The organism is Halarchaeum sp. CBA1220, from assembly GCF_003721175.2.
GTDB classification, from domain to species: domain Archaea; phylum Halobacteriota; class Halobacteria; order Halobacteriales; family Halobacteriaceae; genus Halarchaeum; species Halarchaeum grantii.
Window position 1 is genome coordinate 289,594 of sequence record NZ_CP054707.1, and the last position, 13,826, is coordinate 303,419.

At 70.8% G+C, this 13,826-nt stretch carries 14 protein-coding genes and 1 tRNA gene; 10 read left to right on the forward strand and 5 right to left on the reverse strand.

Going from position 1 to position 13,826, the window contains the following annotated elements; genetic code table 11:
• Positions 1-147 precede the first annotated feature (147 nt).
• From trpD to trpG, 4 genes are read left to right on the forward strand one after another with little or no spacing between them, the layout of a single operon-like run.
• Complete coding sequence (gene trpD / locus EFA46_RS01545; RefSeq protein WP_123075404.1) at positions 148-1,152, forward strand: anthranilate phosphoribosyltransferase; 1,005 nt, start codon at positions 148-150, stop codon at positions 1,150-1,152.
• The gene (locus tag EFA46_RS01550; protein ID WP_123075402.1) at positions 1,149-1,817 is read left to right on the forward strand and encodes a phosphoribosylanthranilate isomerase; all 669 of its coding nucleotides are present in this window, start codon (positions 1,149-1,151) and stop codon (positions 1,815-1,817) included. Before trpD ends, EFA46_RS01550 begins: the two co-directional genes overlap by 4 nt.
• Positions 1,817-3,406, forward strand: coding sequence for an anthranilate synthase component I (gene trpE, locus EFA46_RS01555; protein ID WP_123075400.1), 1,590 nt, complete (start codon positions 1,817-1,819; stop codon positions 3,404-3,406). The genes EFA46_RS01550 and trpE overlap by 1 nt, the downstream gene beginning before the upstream one ends.
• A complete protein-coding gene (gene trpG, locus EFA46_RS01560) occupies positions 3,403-3,984 on the forward strand; it encodes an anthranilate synthase component II (protein WP_123075398.1) in 582 nt (193 codons plus the stop codon). The genes trpE and trpG overlap by 4 nt, the downstream gene beginning before the upstream one ends.
• Here the strand turns inward: trpG and EFA46_RS01565 are convergent.
• The gene (locus tag EFA46_RS01565; RefSeq protein ID WP_123075396.1) at positions 3,981-4,178 is read right to left on the reverse strand and encodes a hypothetical protein; all 198 of its coding nucleotides are present in this window, start codon (positions 4,176-4,178) and stop codon (positions 3,981-3,983) included. The genes trpG and EFA46_RS01565 overlap by 4 nt on opposite strands.
• A gap of 358 nt (positions 4,179-4,536) precedes the next feature.
• On the opposite strand from EFA46_RS01565, the gene EFA46_RS01570 reads away from it, so the two are divergent.
• The 3 genes from EFA46_RS01570 to EFA46_RS01580 all read left to right on the forward strand — a co-directional run bounded on the left by EFA46_RS01570 (position 4,537) and on the right by EFA46_RS01580 (position 9,318).
• On the forward strand, positions 4,537-7,719 hold the full coding sequence (locus EFA46_RS01570; protein ID WP_123077333.1) for an adenosylcobalamin-dependent ribonucleoside-diphosphate reductase: 3,183 nt from the start codon (positions 4,537-4,539) through the stop codon (positions 7,717-7,719).
• An 84-nt stretch (positions 7,720-7,803) separates the two neighbouring features.
• Complete coding sequence (locus EFA46_RS16375) at positions 7,804-7,986, forward strand: HVO_2523 family zinc finger protein (RefSeq protein WP_123075395.1); 183 nt, start codon at positions 7,804-7,806, stop codon at positions 7,984-7,986.
• A 42-nt stretch (positions 7,987-8,028) separates the two neighbouring features.
• Positions 8,029-9,318 carry a sorbosone dehydrogenase family protein gene (locus EFA46_RS01580; RefSeq protein ID WP_123075393.1) on the forward strand — a complete coding sequence of 430 codons (1,290 nt, stop codon included), beginning with the start codon at positions 8,029-8,031 and terminating at the stop codon, positions 9,316-9,318.
• Between the two features lie 7 nt (positions 9,319-9,325).
• Here the strand turns inward: EFA46_RS01580 and EFA46_RS01585 are convergent, their stop codons facing one another.
• Positions 9,326-9,967 carry a TVP38/TMEM64 family protein gene (locus EFA46_RS01585; RefSeq protein ID WP_123075391.1) on the reverse strand — a complete coding sequence of 214 codons (642 nt, stop codon included), beginning with the start codon at positions 9,965-9,967 and terminating at the stop codon, positions 9,326-9,328.
• Between the two features lie 83 nt (positions 9,968-10,050).
• Here EFA46_RS01585 and EFA46_RS16380 point away from each other — a divergent pair, with 83 nt between their 5' ends.
• Positions 10,051-10,641, forward strand: a complete 591-nt coding sequence (locus EFA46_RS16380) for a DUF5830 family protein (protein WP_370529255.1) — start codon at positions 10,051-10,053, stop codon at positions 10,639-10,641.
• Here EFA46_RS16380 and EFA46_RS01595 read toward each other — a convergent pair.
• Entirely contained in the window at positions 10,625-11,578 is a 954-nt protein-coding gene (locus EFA46_RS01595; RefSeq protein WP_123075389.1) for a hypothetical protein, read from the reverse strand. The genes EFA46_RS16380 and EFA46_RS01595 overlap by 17 nt on opposite strands.
• A gap of 115 nt (positions 11,579-11,693) precedes the next feature.
• Between EFA46_RS01595 and EFA46_RS01600 the strand changes: the two genes are divergently transcribed.
• Positions 11,694-11,846: transfer RNA gene (locus EFA46_RS01600), tRNA-Met, on the forward strand.
• 47 nt (positions 11,847-11,893) lie between these two features.
• Here EFA46_RS01600 and EFA46_RS01605 read toward each other — a convergent pair.
• Entirely contained in the window at positions 11,894-12,319 is a 426-nt protein-coding gene (locus EFA46_RS01605) for a hypothetical protein (protein WP_123075387.1), read from the reverse strand.
• A 294-nt stretch (positions 12,320-12,613) separates the two neighbouring features.
• Here EFA46_RS01605 and EFA46_RS01610 point away from each other — a divergent pair, with 294 nt between their 5' ends.
• Positions 12,614-12,862 (forward strand): hypothetical protein, encoded by a 249-nt coding sequence (locus EFA46_RS01610; RefSeq protein ID WP_255494073.1) that lies wholly within the window; start codon positions 12,614-12,616, stop codon positions 12,860-12,862.
• A gap of 15 nt (positions 12,863-12,877) precedes the next feature.
• On the opposite strand, the gene EFA46_RS01615 is transcribed toward EFA46_RS01610, so the two are convergent.
• On the reverse strand, positions 12,878-13,816 hold the full coding sequence (locus EFA46_RS01615) for a DMT family transporter (protein WP_123075385.1): 939 nt from the start codon (positions 13,814-13,816) through the stop codon (positions 12,878-12,880).
• Between the last annotated feature and the right edge of the window lie 10 nt (positions 13,817-13,826).

The window sequence follows — 13,826 nt, forward strand, 5'->3', positions numbered from 1 at the left end:
CATCTCTTCGTAGTCCGGGGGTATAGTTGAAGGTTTCGAACCGGGTGTTTCCCCGTGAACGACTCCCATCCGGCGAGTCCACGACAGGCTTATAGTGGTGTACAGACTTGTACATCATAAGCCGAATTCGTACACCGGTGCCCCACCATGCAGGACTACATCGAACGCGTCACCGAGGGAGAGGACTTGACGGTCGCCGAAGCGCGCGAGGCCGCCACCGCCGTCTTCGAGGGCGCGACGGAGGCGCAGATCGGCGCGCTGCTCGCCGCGCTCCGCGCGAAGGGCGAGACCGAGGCCGAGATCGCGGGCTTCGCGCAGGGGATGCGCGACGCCGCCATCACCATCGACCCCGACCGGAGCCCGCTCGTCGACACCTGCGGGACGGGCGGCGACGACTACAACACCATCAACGTCTCCACGACGTCCGCCATCGTCGTCGCCGCCGCCGACGTTCCCGTCGCCAAGCACGGCAACTACTCCGTCTCCTCCTCCTCGGGCAGCTCCGACGTCCTCGAGGAGGTCGGCGTCGACCTCGACAGCTCCCCGGCGGCCGTCGAGTCCCACATCGAGGAGTTCGGCATCGGGTACATGCACGCGCCCGCGTTCCACCCCGCGATGAAGGCCGTCATCGGCCCGCGCCGCGAACTCGGGATGCGCACCATCTTCAACGTCCTCGGGCCGCTCACGAACCCGGCGGGCGCGGACGCACAGGTCCTCGGCGTCTACGACCCCGACCTCGTCCCGGTCATCGCGGAGGCGCTCACGGAGATGCCCGTCGAGGACGCCCTCGTCGTGCACGGGAGCGGCCTCGACGAGATCACAGTCCACGACGAGACGGTCGTCGCGGAGGTCCACGGCGACGACGTCGAGGAGTACACGCTCACGCCCGCCGACCTCGGCCTGGAGCGCTCGCCCATCGACGCCATCGCGGGCGGCACGCCCGAGGCGAACGCCGCCGACTTACGCGGCATCGTCGAGGGGGAGGTGACCGGCGCGAAGCGCGACGTCATCCTCGCGAACGCGGGCGCGGCCGTCTACGTCGCCGGCGAAGCCGAGTCGCTCGAAGCCGGCGTCGAGGCCGCCCGCGACGCCATCGACTCCGGCGCGGCCGCCGCGAAGCTCGCCGACCTCTGCGACGAAGGCGAGCGATGACGGCGGCGCGAACGAAGGTCTGCGGGCTGACGAGCGCCGAGGACGTCGCCGCCGCCGTCGAAGCGGGTGCGGACGCCCTCGGGTTCATCGTGGACGTGCCGGTGGAGACGCCGCGCGAGGTGTCGGTCGAGCGCGCGGCCGACCTCGTGGCGGCCGCGCCGCCGTTCGTCTCGACGGTGCTCGTGACGATGGCCGACCCGGACGCGGTGCCGACGCTCCACGACGCCGTGGGGACCGACGCCGTCCAGCTCCACGGCGACCTCCCCGCAGAACGAGTGGCGAGCCTCGCGAGCGTACTGGACGCGCGCGTGGTGAAGACCGTGGACGCGGACGACCCCGAGGTGGCGCGCGACTACGACGGCGTCGCGGACGCCCTCCTCGTGGACTCGACGGACGCGTCCGGTGCTGGCGGCACGGGTCGGACCCACGACTGGACGGCGACGCGCGACCTCGCCGCCGACCTCGACGCCCCGGTCGTCCTCGCGGGCGGCCTCACCCCCGCGAACGTCGCGGAGGCGGTGCGGACGGTGGAGCCGTACGCGGTGGACGTCGCGTCCGGCGTCGAGTCCGCAGGTGGCGTGAAGGACCACGACGCCGTGCGGTCGTTCGTGGCGAATGCGACGCGCGCGTTCGACACCGACGACGAACCGGAGGTGTCGCCCTGATGGGGTTCGACGTGACGCGCGAGGCGTTCGTCGAGCGCGCGGCCGGCGACGGCCCCGGCGTCGTCTACGCCGAAGCCACGCTGGACGCGGACGTCTCGCCGCTCGCGGCGTACGCGGCGCTCGCGGACGGCGACTACGCCTTCCTCCTCGAGTCCGCCGAGAAGACGGCGGCCTCCGACCCCGGCGGGGCGTTCCGACCCCGCGACGCGGCGGGCGAGCGCCACGCGCGCTACTCCTTCGTCGGCTACGACCCGGACGCGGTGGTGCGCGCGACGCCGGAGGGGGCGAGCGTGGAGCGCCTCTCGGATACCCGCGCCGCCCGCTCGGTGGCGCCGGGCGACGGCGACGTCCTCGACCAGCTTCGCGGGTCGCTCCCGTCGGTCGAGCGGCGGGGCTTCCCGGAGAGCGAGCGCCAGCTCCTCGACGGCGGACTCGTCGGGTTCGTCGCCTACGACGCCGTCTACGACCTCTGGCTCGAGGAGGTCGGCGTCGAGCGCCCGGAGACCGCTCTGCCGGACGCGGAGTTCCTCCTGAACACGGCCGTCCTGCGCTTCGACCGCGCGACGGGGACGCTCTCGCTCGTCTGCACGCCCGTCGTCGACCCCGACGCGGACGACGCCGGCGCGGTCTACGACGACCTCGTCGCGGAGGCCGAGCGCGTCGAGGCCGCGCTCGCGGACGCGAGCGACCCCGACACCGGTGGCTTCGAGCGGACGGCGACGCGCGCCGGCCCGCAGGACGAGTACGAGGACGCGGTCGAGCGCGCGAAGGACGCGGTGCTCGACGGCGAGATCTATCAGGGCGTCATCTCGCGGACGCGCGAGCTCGAGGGCGACCTCGACCCGCTCGGGCTCTACGCGGCGCTGCGCGAGATCAACCCCTCGCCGTACATGTACGTCCTGAAGCACGACGAGCGGACGGTCGTCGGCGCGAGCCCGGAGACGCTCGTGAGCGTTCACGGACGGGAAGTCCTCAACAACCCCATCGCGGGAACGTGTCCACGCGGGACGAGCCCCGTCGAGGACCGCCGGCTCGCCGGCGAGATGCTCGCGGACGAGAAGGAGCGCGCGGAGCACACGATGCTCGTCGACCTCGCGCGCAACGACGTCCGGCGGGTGAGCGAGGCGGGGTCCGTCAGGGTCCCGGAGTTCATGCGCGTCCTCAAGTACAGCCACGTCCAGCACATCGAGTCGACGGTGACGGGGCGCCTGCGCGAGGGGATGGACGCCTTCGACGCGGTTCGCGCGTCGTTCCCGGCGGGGACGCTTTCGGGCGCGCCGAAGGTGCGCGCGATGGAGCTCATCGACGAGCTCGAGCGAACACCGCGCAGAATCTACGGCGGCGGGGTGGGGTACGTCTCGTGGACGGGCGACGCGGACGTCGCGATCTGCATCCGCACCGCGACGGTCCACCACGGCGCGGGCGAGGCGGGCGCGGACGTCGTTCGCGTCCGGGCGGGCGCGGGCGTCGTCGCGGACTCCGACCCGACGAGCGAGTACGAGGAGACGGAGAAGAAGATGGGCGGCGTCCTCGACGCGCTCGACGAGATCACGCGGCTCGCGGACGGAGACGCGGAGGGAGAGCGATGAAGGTCGTCTTCGTCGACAACTTCGACTCGTTCACGTACAACCTCGTGGAGTACGTGAGCGAGCACCCGGGCGTGGAGACGGCGGTGCTGAAGAACACGGCGTCCGTCGCGGAGATCGAGGCCGAGGAGCCGGACGCGCTCGTCATCTCGCCCGGCCCCGGCCACCCGAAGAACGCGCGCGACGTGGGCGTCACGGCGGCCGTCCTCACGGGCTTGAGCCACGAGGTGCCGACGCTCGGCGTCTGCCTCGGGATGGAGGCGGCGGCCTACGAGTACGGCGGGACGGTCGGGCACGCGCCCGAGCCCATCCACGGGAAGGCCTACCCGATTGAGCACGACGGCCGCGGCGTCTATCGCGGCCTCGAGCAGGGCTTCCAGGCGGGGCGCTATCACTCCCTCGTCTGCACGGCGATTCCGGACTGCTTCGAGGTCACGGCGACGACGGAGCACGACGGCGAGACGCTCCCGATGGGGATTCGCCACCGCGAGCACCCCATCGAGTGCGTGCAGTTCCACCCGGAGAGCGTCCTCACCGGGGTCGGCCACGACGTCGTCTCGAACTTCCTCGAGACCGTCTAGGCCAGGACCGTCGTCACGACCCAGAGCGCGCCGATGACGACGACGGCGAGCACGAGGAGCTTCCACGCGACGTTCAGGACGAACTTCCCGACGAGCACGACGACGAGCGCCGCGATCAGCGCGACGAGGAGCGCGCCGAGTTGGCCGCCGGGGATGCCGAACGCGAGCGGGAGTGCGGATGCCGTGTGGGGCATACGGATAGCGTCGCGGCCGACGGCCATAGTCGTGGCGGCGACCGGTTCGACGCCCTCGGCGTTCCGGGTCGGCGGCCCGAGTTGCGAAACTGAAAACCGACAGCGGGCACGGCGTCACGCTCGTTTTGCCGTCCACTTTCAGGTCGCTTTGCGAGACGTTATTGTCCCCGCGAGAGTAGCGACGTACTACCCGCGTGGTCGGTGTGATAGACACTAGTTCACGGCCTCGTCGCCGTGAACGGAAGTACTATGACCGACCCGCCAGTAACGATTGGTCGTCTCCGAACGACCCTTTCCACCCATCATCCATGACCCTGAAACCCACTTGTACGTCACCGACAGCACGGAGGGCCGCCGCATGAGTTCGAACGATCTGAGCGCGGACGAGATCACGCTCCCGATCAAGCGCGTCGACGGCGACACGCTCGAGGAGCGCATGACCGCGAACGCCTACAACAACATCCTGCCGGCGCGCTACCTCCGACAGAACGCCGACGGCGAGCTGATCGAGGACCAAGAGGACCTCTTCGAGCGCGTCGCGAAGAACATCGCGCTCGCGGAGGCCGTCTACGAGGCGGAGAACCAGGGCGTCGAGGTTCTCGTCTCCCCCGACCAGCTGAAGCCCGACCACCCGCGCCGCGACGAACTCGCCGCCGAGGTCTTCGGCGAGGGCACGACGGCCGACGACGACGTCGAGACCGAACTCGACGAGGAGAACGTCAACAAGTTCGCCTACGACACCGTCGTCCCCGAGCTCCCCGACGAGGTCCGCGCGCACGTCGAGGACACCGCCGAGCGCTTCGAGTCGCTGATGAGCCGTCTCGCGTTCATGCCGAACTCCCCCACCCTCATGAACGCCGGCGACGAGCTCCAGCAGCTCTCCGCCTGCTTCGTCGACTCCCCCGCCGACGACCTCACCGACATCCACCAGACCGCGAAGGAAGCGGCGGAGGTCTTCCAGTCCGGCGGCGGAATGGGCTACGCCTTCTGGCAGCTCCGGCCGTTCGGCGACCCCGTCGGCTCCACCGGCGGCATCGCCTCCGGCCCCATCACGTTCATGCGGACGTTCGACCAGATGTGCGAGACCATCGCGCAGGGCGGGACGCGGCGCGGCGCCCAGATGGGCGTCATGCGCATCAGCCACCCGGACGTCATCGAGTTCATCCACGCGAAGAACAAGGACGTCTCCCTCGCGCACTGCCTGAAGCTGAACGACCCCGACGACTACACGTACACGACGTTCAGCGAGGCCCTCGAGGAGGCCCGCGAGCTCATCGACGAGGACGGCAAGGTCCCCAAGCACCTCCGGAACGCCGTCGAGGGCCACCTCTCGAACTTCAACATCTCCGTCGGCGTCACGAACGACTTCATGGAGGCCCTCCAGAACGGCGAGGAGTACACCTTCACGAACCCGCGGACGGGCGAGCCCCACATCGCCACCGAGGAGACGAAGGAGATGTACGAGCGCTACGACCTCGCGGAGCACGTCGAGGTCGGCGAGGAGTTCTCCATCCCCGCGGAGCTCCTCTGGGAGCGAATCGTCGAGGGCGCCCACGAGAACGGCGAACCCGGCGTCATCTACCTCGAGCGCGCGAACGACGAGCACTCCTTCGACGTCGAGGAGCACCCCGACCACCGGATGCTCGCGACGAACCCCTGCGGCGAGCAGCCCCTCGAGGAGTACGAGGCCTGTAACCTCGGGCACATCAACCTCTCGACGGTCGTCGCCGAGGACGCGCCCGACTGGCGCGTCTGGAGCGAGGAGCACGAGTACGACACGCTCGAGGAGGGCATCAGCCGCTTCCTCGAGGAGGCCCTCGACATGGAGGAGTTCGACTACCGCATCGAGACCGGCACGCGGTTCCTCGAGAACGTCGTCACGATGTCGGACTTCCCCGTGCCCGAGATCGAGGAGAAGGTCGCCGAGATGCGCAAGATCGGCCTCGGCATCATGGGCCTCGCGCAGCTCTACGTCCAGCTCGGAATGCCGTACGGCGACGAGCCCGCGAACGAGGTCGCGAGTCAGGTGATGCAGCACATCAACCACGGCTCGAAGACGGCCTCGCACGAGCTCGCGGAGGAGCGCGGCTCCTTCGACGAGTGGGACAAGTCGAAGTACGCGAACCCGACGGAGTACGCCGAGTGGTTCGAGCACCACACCGGCGAGAGCGCGGAGGAGTGGGCGGACGGCTACCCCATCCGCAACCACAACACGACCACCATCGCGCCGACCGGCACCACGAGCATGGTCGGCAACACCACGGGTGGCTGTGAGCCCATCTACAACGTCGCCTACTACAAGAACGTCTCCGACGACGTGCAGGGCGACGAGATGCTCGTCGAGTTCGACGACTACTTCCTGCGCACCCTCGAGGCCAACGACATCGACGTCGAGGCCGTCAAGGAGGAGGCCCAGGAGCAGATGGCGAGCAACGAGTTCGACGGCGTCACCGGCCTCACGACGGTCCCGAACGCCATCGGCGAGCTCTTCGTCGTCACCGCCGACCTCTCCGGGAAGCAGCACGCCGCCGTCCAGTGCGCGTGCCAGGACGGCGTCGACTCCGCCATCTCGAAGACCTGCAACTTCCCGAACTCCGCGTCCGTCGAGGACATGCGCGAGGTCTACGAGTACATCTACGAGCACGGCGGGAAGGGCGTCACCGTCTACCGCGACGGTACCCGGAACAAGCAGGTGCTCACGACGCGCGCCGAGAACTCCGAGTTCTCCGACATGGAAGAGGACGAGGCCGCCGAGGCGATGCTGGAGAGCATCCAGGAGACGTTCGGCGACCTCGAGGGCTTCCTCGAGAACGAGTCGGTCCGCGACGCCGTCGGCGAGGACGCCGACGAACTCGTCGACATCGACGTCGCGCCCTCCGGCGCGCAGAAGCGCCCGCGCCCGGACGTCCTCTACGGCGTCACTCAGCGCATCGACACGGGCTACGGGAAGCTCTACGTGAACATCAACGAGGACGAGAACGGCCGGCCGTTCGAGCTTTTCGCGAACATCGGCAACTCCGGTGGCTTCACGGCCTCCTTCACGGAGTCGCTCGCGAAGACGGTCTCGACGGCGCTGCGCGCCGGCGTCGACCCCGAGGAGATCGCGAGCGAACTGCAGGGCATCCGCTCGCCGAAGGTCGCGTGGGACAAGGGCGAGCAGATCAACTCCATCCCGGACGCCATCGGGACGGCGATGCGCCGCTACCTCGACGGCGAGATCGACAAGCAGGTGCCCAAGCAGCAGAACCTCACCGAGCTCACCGACGAGGACGTCGAGGACGCCGAGACGGAGGCCGTCGAGACGGACGGCGCCGGTATCGACGTCGGCGACGCCGCCAACCCGAACGTCGACGTCGGCGGGGACGTCGCCGCGCCCGGCGAGGGCGACGGCCAGCCGACCGACGCGTCCGGTGACGACGCGACCTCGGACCTCCTCGCGGCCGGCGAGAGCCCCGAGTGTCCCGACTGCGGCGCGATGGACCTCTACTACTCCGAGGGCTGCAAGACCTGCCAGTCCTGCGGCTGGTCCGAGTGCTCGTAGCGTAGCGACACACACCGCGTTTCTCTCTCTGCGTTCTTCTCGCGACGCGCAACGCTCATACGCGCGAGCCGTGAGTGTCCGACCATGAGCGACGCCGACGGCGAGCGCGGCGCGGATACGGGCGACGCCGACGACGCTGGGGGCGGCGGCGAACGCGGCGGCCGGCCGTGTCCGCTGTGCGAGCGGCCGATGTACAAGCGCCACTGCAAGTACGTCTGCCCGACGCACGGCGTCGTCGTCGACTGCAGCGACCCGTTCGTCTTCTGAGCCGCACGTAGCTATTTCCGCCCGCGCGCCGACGCTTCCGGTATGCAGTACTCACGCCGCGCGCTCCTCCGTGCCGGCGGCGCGCTCGGACTCGGCGCGCTCGCGGGATGTAGTGCGCCGTCGGACGGGTCGACCACGACGGCGACCGGCGGGAGCGCGTCGCTCGGCGTCGACCCCGTCGCGTCGGGGTTCGTCTCGCCGGTCGACGTCGCCGTCGGCGGCGGGGAGACGCTCGTCGCGGACCAGGTGGGCGTGCTCTATCGCCTCGGCGCGGGCGGGCGCGAGCGCGTGCTCGACCTCCGGACCGCAGCCGTGAACGTCTCGGGCTACGACGAGCGCGGCCTCCTCGGGGTCGCGCTCCACCCTGACTTCCCGGAGAGCGAGGAAGCGTACGTCTACTACAGCGCGCCGCGACGCGAGGGGACGCCGGACGGCTACGACCACACGTCCGTCCTCGCGGCGTTCGACTGGGCGGACGGCGTCTTCGACCCGGGGAGCGAGCGCGTCCTCCTCGAGATCCCGGAGCCGCAGTCGAACCACAACGGCGGCGCGCTCGCGTTCGGCCCCGACGGCTACCTCTACGTCGGCGTCGGCGACGGCGGCGGCGCGAACGACGCGGGACGCGGGCACGTCTCGGACTGGTACGAGGCGAACGCGGGCGGGAACGGGCAGGACACGGCGGCGAACCGCCTCGGGAGCGTCCTCCGCATCGACGTCGACGCGGCGGGGGGCGAGCGACCGTACGGCATCCCAGAGGGCAACCCGCTCGCGGACGCCGCGTACCCCGAGCAGTACGCGTGGGGCTTCCGGAACCCGTGGCGGCTGAGCTTCGACGAACTCGGATTGCTCGTCGCGGACGTCGGACAGAACCGCTACGAGGAGGTGAACCTGGTCGCGCGCGGCGGGAACTACGGGTGGAACGTCCGCGAGGGGCGCCACTGCTTCGCGGCGGACGCGCCCTCGGAGCCGCCGGAGTCGTGCCCGAGCGAGACGCCGGAGGGAACGCGCCTTCGCGACCCCGTTATCGAGTACCCGCATCGCGGCGACGGCGTCGCGGGCATCGCGGTGGTCGGCGGCTACGTCTATCGCGGCGAGGCGCTCGACGGCCTGCGCGGCGCGTACGTCTTCGCGGACTGGCGGGCGGACGGAGGCGTGTTCGTCGCGACGCCCGAGGGCGAGTCGTGGCCGACGCGCGTCGCGGCGGTGGACGGCCTCGGGGGCTACGTCACCGCGTTCGGGCGGGACGCGGACGGCGAACTGCTCGTCTGCACGAACGAGACGGGGACGGTCTCGGGGTCGTCCGGGAGCGTCGTCCGACTCATCGCGCAGTAGTGCCCGTCTAGCGCCGTCGCCACACCGCGTAGGCGGGGCCGGCGAGGAGCGCGACGCCGAGCGCGGCGATGGCGACGGCGAGACGCGGGTCGAAGTGGACGGCGGTGGCGGTGAACGAGTCGAGGCCGACGCCGACCGCGACGGCGGCGACGGTCCACGGGAGTTCGCCGATTGCGGTGCCGAGGGCGAACACGCCGACGGGGACGCGGGCGGCGCCGGCCGCGCCGGAGATGGCTTCGGCGGGCGTCGGCGCGAGGCGCGCGGCGACGACGCCGCGAAGGCCCCCGGCCGCGTCGAAGAAGCGCGCGCTCCCGTCGCGGAACCGGCCGACGAGCGGCCAGTCGGGCGAGAGGGAGCGGGCGGCGTAGTAGGGTAGCAGGCTGGTCGCGACGGCGCCGCAGAGCGCGAGCGGGAGGCCGACGAGGAAGCCGTACTGGTAGCCACAGAGCGCGGAGAGGACGGTGATCGGCCACGCGAGGAACGGCCGGGCGAGGTAGAGCGCGAGGAGCACGAGCGGGAACCACGGGCTCGCGAGGAGCGCGCGGACGTGCCCGAGGACCGCCGACGGGGAGGCGAGGAGGGCGAGCGCGACGAGCGCGACGAGGCCGCAGACGACGGCGGCGTGTCGCGCGCGGGGGAGGCGGCTCACTTCGCGAGCGTAGGCCGTCGGCGAGGATAGGTCTTCTTCTCCGACCGCAGGCGCTATGTCGCCGGAGGGCGCACTGGCGCGTAGTGAGCGAGGAGGAACCGGGAGCGCGCGAGGACGACACCGAGCGGCCACGCCGCGAGGACGACACCGAACGGCAGCGCGGTGCGGACGCGACGCTCGACGACCCGCGCTTTCGCGAGGGCGACGCCGAGCGGCCACGCCGCGAGAGCGACGCCGATGGCGCCGACCCCGACGAGGGAGACGAGTCGGGCGGCGACGGCGGGACCGCGTCCACAGAGTCCGCGGACGGGGCGGCCGACGACCCCGACCCGGTCGAGCTCGGCGTCGCGCTCGTCGAGCGCATCGAGGACGACGAGCTGTCGATGGCGGAGCTGATGGACCGCGTCGAGACGGTGTCGACGCATCCGCGCATCGTCAGCGAGATCATCGACGCCGCCGAGGAGCGCGGGCTCGTCGAGCGCGACGGCGCGACCGTCCGACCGCAGGGCGGCGGCTACGTGCGTTTCGGCGCGGACGTCATCACGAAGGAGGGCGAGTTCTCCTGTCGGCGCTGTGGCACCGGGCTCTCCGAGGGCTACTTCATCGACCTCGACGCGGGCGAAGTCGGGCCGTTCGGCTCGTCGTGCATCCGGAAGGTCACCGGTCGCGAATAGTCTCGAGGAGGTCGTCGACGCGCTCGGCCTGCTCGTCGAGCAGGTCGAGTTGGGCGTCGAGGGCGGCGCGTTGGCGCTCGATGGCGTCGCGCTGGGCGTCCGCGCGCTCGCGCTGGTCGGCGAGCGCGTCCCGGAGCTCTTCGAGGTCGGCTTCGAGCGCGTCGAGGTCGACGTCCGGCCCGGGGTCGGTCGCTGAGTCGAGCGCGTCGCTCGCGGACGCGCCCGCGTCGTCGGTACTGAACGCGAGCGCGGGGTCGGGGTCCGGTTCGTCCGTCGTCTCGGGCGCGTCGTCCTCGTCGGGCGTGACGGCGCGGCGGAACGCGTCGTAGTCGGCGACGCCGTGCGCCTCGAAGAGCGCGGTTTCGACGGTCTCGCGGACGTCGCGGAAGCGCTCGTCGGGCACTTTGATGCGCTGTGTGCGCCCCGTCGTCTCGAGGACGAGTTGGCTGGCGACCGACCCTTCCTCGGCGGTGACGTCCGTGACGTCCGCGTAGGGGATGACCTCGTAGTCGGCGTCCCAGACGGCGGCGCCGACGTGGCGGACGAGGCGCTCGCTCGTGACGACGAGCGTGAGTTCGCTGAAGCGGTACGTCCGGACGACGCGCTCGCCCGAGTCGGTGACGCCGCCGGCGTTCAGAACGCCGGCGAGGACGGGGTGGAGGACGTCGTCGAGCGCGCGCGTCGGGACCTCGAAGGAGGATTCGCCGTCGAGGCCGTAGTCGAGCGTGACCGTCGCCGTCCGGCGGCCCTCCGAGGCGATGACGCGCTCGGCGTCGTGGTCGTAGGCGGTGACGGATTCGTTGCTGAGGAGACCGTCGGCGCGGTAGACGAGCGTTCGCGTCGGCGTGACGAGGAGCACGTCGTCCCCGCGAAGCGGGACGCGCGCGGCGACTGACTCGTCGCCGAGGGCGTCCGTGACGGCGTCGGGTACGTCCATACGGCGACCTACTGCCGGCCGGACATAAACCCGACGCCGAGGTCGTGTCCCGTGTTGGCGCACTCCGGTGTCGAAAGAGAACTTTAATACGGAGCCTCCGCTTAGCCGGGGATGAGCCCGGGTGGCTTAGTCTGGTCATAGCGCCGCACTCATAGGGTTCAGAGATTCGGTGCGGCAGCCATTCGGAGGCTGTGCGTGTCCCCCGAGGCCCGCCGAGCCTCGAACCTGGGACATGCGGAGGCCGAGGGTTCGAACCCCTCCCCGGGCATTTCTACTGACGGTTCACGAATCCGCGTAGCGATGCGTGGCGTTCGACTACGCTCGGACGGGGTCGTGGACGTCGCCGGTCACGGCATCGTGGTCGTCCCGCCACGTCCGGTCTTTCGCGCGAGCGATGTCCTCGACGATGCGGTCCGTGCGGTCGCCGCCCGCGCCGAACTCGGTGTAGAGGCGCATGAAGTCCTCGGCGACGTCGTGGGCGTCCGCGAGCGACGGGACGGCCGCGAGCTCGTCGGTGTCGAGGCCGGTCTCGGCGGTCCCGTACCGGACGTCGACGCGGTAGCCGCGTCCGTCCTCGGCGACGCTCTCGGGAACGCGTGCGGGTGCGAGGACGACGCGGAGGGCCTGGTCGATATGCTCGTACTCGACGACGGCGCGCGGGTCGTACTTCCGGCCGGCGTCCTCCTCCCAGTCGGGGTCGTCGCGCGTCCAGTTCGGCGGCGTGGTGAGGCCATCGGTCATACCTCGGCGTTCGCCCGGCCCCCTGAAACCGCTACTGGCCCCGCGGGTGATGAGCGCGCACGCCGCGCTCTCCGGTGCCGTCGCGTGCCGACGTATCGCGGGTCGTGCACGAACGATAGTACGGAACACGATAGCGGACTTAGAGGCGTCTTTGAAACGTCTAACTGTCTCTACGTCGTCCGTGAAACGTCCCCCGTGACCAGCGGTACGGGCGCGAGCGGCGTGAAACGAACGGAAGGATCGACCCCCTATATCCGGATGGGGGCCATGGTATCTGATGAGGTCACCCCGCCCATGTCGAACCAGAACCACCCCCTCCACGAACTCCCGTTGGATAGCCTCCACAGCCACACCGACGGGCTCGCCCTCCTCCGTCGGCCCCTCGAAGCCATCGGCTTCTGGAGCGCCGTCGTCCTCCCGTTCCTCTACGTCCCGCTCGTGCTCAGCGGCCTCCAGTCGACCGGAACGCAGTACGCGTTCGCGCTCCTCGTCGCCCTCCACGTCGTCGCGCTCGTCGCCGGGCGCGGCTACCACGCCGAGTGACGGTCTCTCTTCTCGCTAGTCGAGCACGCCGACGCGCCGGAGTTCCGCGAGCAGCGCCGCCCGCTTCAGCAGGCAGAAGCCCGCGAAGATGACGAGGAAGCCGACGGCCGTCGTCGCGTCGAGCGACTCGCCGAGCAGGAGCCAGCCGACGACGGCGGCGACGACGGGCGCGACGTAGGAGACGAGGTTGATCTCGATGGAGCCGAGGCGCTCGTGCAGGTCGAAGTAGAGGAGGAAGCCGAGCGCGCTCGCGACGACGGAGAGGTAGAGGAGTGCGCCGACGCTCTCGACGGTGAGCGGGATCCGCTGTGATTCGCCGAGCGCGACGCTCGCGGCGTTCATGAGGAGCGCACCGAAGAGCATCGACCACGCCTCCATCGTCTCCGCGGGGAGGCCGGCGTCGATGCGTTCGGTGAGGACGCTGCCGAGCGCGAACGACGCGGCGGCGCAGAAGACGAGGAGGGGGCCGAGCGCGTTCGACCCGACGACGGCGGAGAGGTCGCCGCTCGCGAACACCTCGGGCGGGACGACGAGGACGGCGACGCCGACGAGGCCGAGGAGGAGACCGAGCAGGCCGACCGCGGAGAGGCGCGTGCTCGGGAGGAGCGAGCGGCTGAACGCCGTCGTGAGCACGGGACTGAGGCTGACGACGACGGCGGCGGACGCGGAGGTGACGCCGGGGAGGTCCTCGCCGACGAAGAGGAAGGCGTGGTAGGCGGCGATGAGGAGGACGGCGCCGACGGCGACCGCGAGCCAGTCCGCGCGCGTCTCGGGGCGCCACCGGTCGGTCGCGTACCACGCGTACGCGAGCATCAGGACGGCGGCGACGTCGTAGCGCAGCGCCGCGAAGAAGACGGGGTCGAAGAACGCGAGGCCGGCCTTGATGGCGACGAACGCCGACCCCCACGCGAGCGCGAGCACGCAGAAGAGCAGGAGGGTCCGATATCGGGACACGGCGGAGGGA

Coding starts and splice junctions, on each gene's coding strand:
- trpD (WP_123075404.1), top strand. CDS start 148: ATGCAGGACTACATCGAACGCGTCACCGAGGGAGAGGACTTGACGGTC.
- EFA46_RS01550 (WP_123075402.1), top strand. CDS start 1,149: ATGACGGCGGCGCGAACGAAGGTCTGCGGGCTGACGAGCGCCGAGGAC.
- trpE (WP_123075400.1), top strand. CDS start 1,817: ATGGGGTTCGACGTGACGCGCGAGGCGTTCGTCGAGCGCGCGGCCGGC.
- trpG (WP_123075398.1), top strand. CDS start 3,403: ATGAAGGTCGTCTTCGTCGACAACTTCGACTCGTTCACGTACAACCTC.
- EFA46_RS01565 (WP_123075396.1), bottom strand. CDS start 4,178: ATGCCCCACACGGCATCCGCACTCCCGCTCGCGTTCGGCATCCCCGGC.
- EFA46_RS01570 (WP_123077333.1), top strand. CDS start 4,537: ATGAGTTCGAACGATCTGAGCGCGGACGAGATCACGCTCCCGATCAAG.
- EFA46_RS16375 (WP_123075395.1), top strand. CDS start 7,804: ATGAGCGACGCCGACGGCGAGCGCGGCGCGGATACGGGCGACGCCGAC.
- EFA46_RS01580 (WP_123075393.1), top strand. CDS start 8,029: ATGCAGTACTCACGCCGCGCGCTCCTCCGTGCCGGCGGCGCGCTCGGA.
- EFA46_RS01595 (WP_123075389.1), bottom strand. CDS start 11,578: ATGGACGTACCCGACGCCGTCACGGACGCCCTCGGCGACGAGTCAGTC.
- EFA46_RS01605 (WP_123075387.1), bottom strand. CDS start 12,319: ATGACCGATGGCCTCACCACGCCGCCGAACTGGACGCGCGACGACCCC.
- EFA46_RS01610 (WP_255494073.1), top strand. CDS start 12,614: ATGTCGAACCAGAACCACCCCCTCCACGAACTCCCGTTGGATAGCCTC.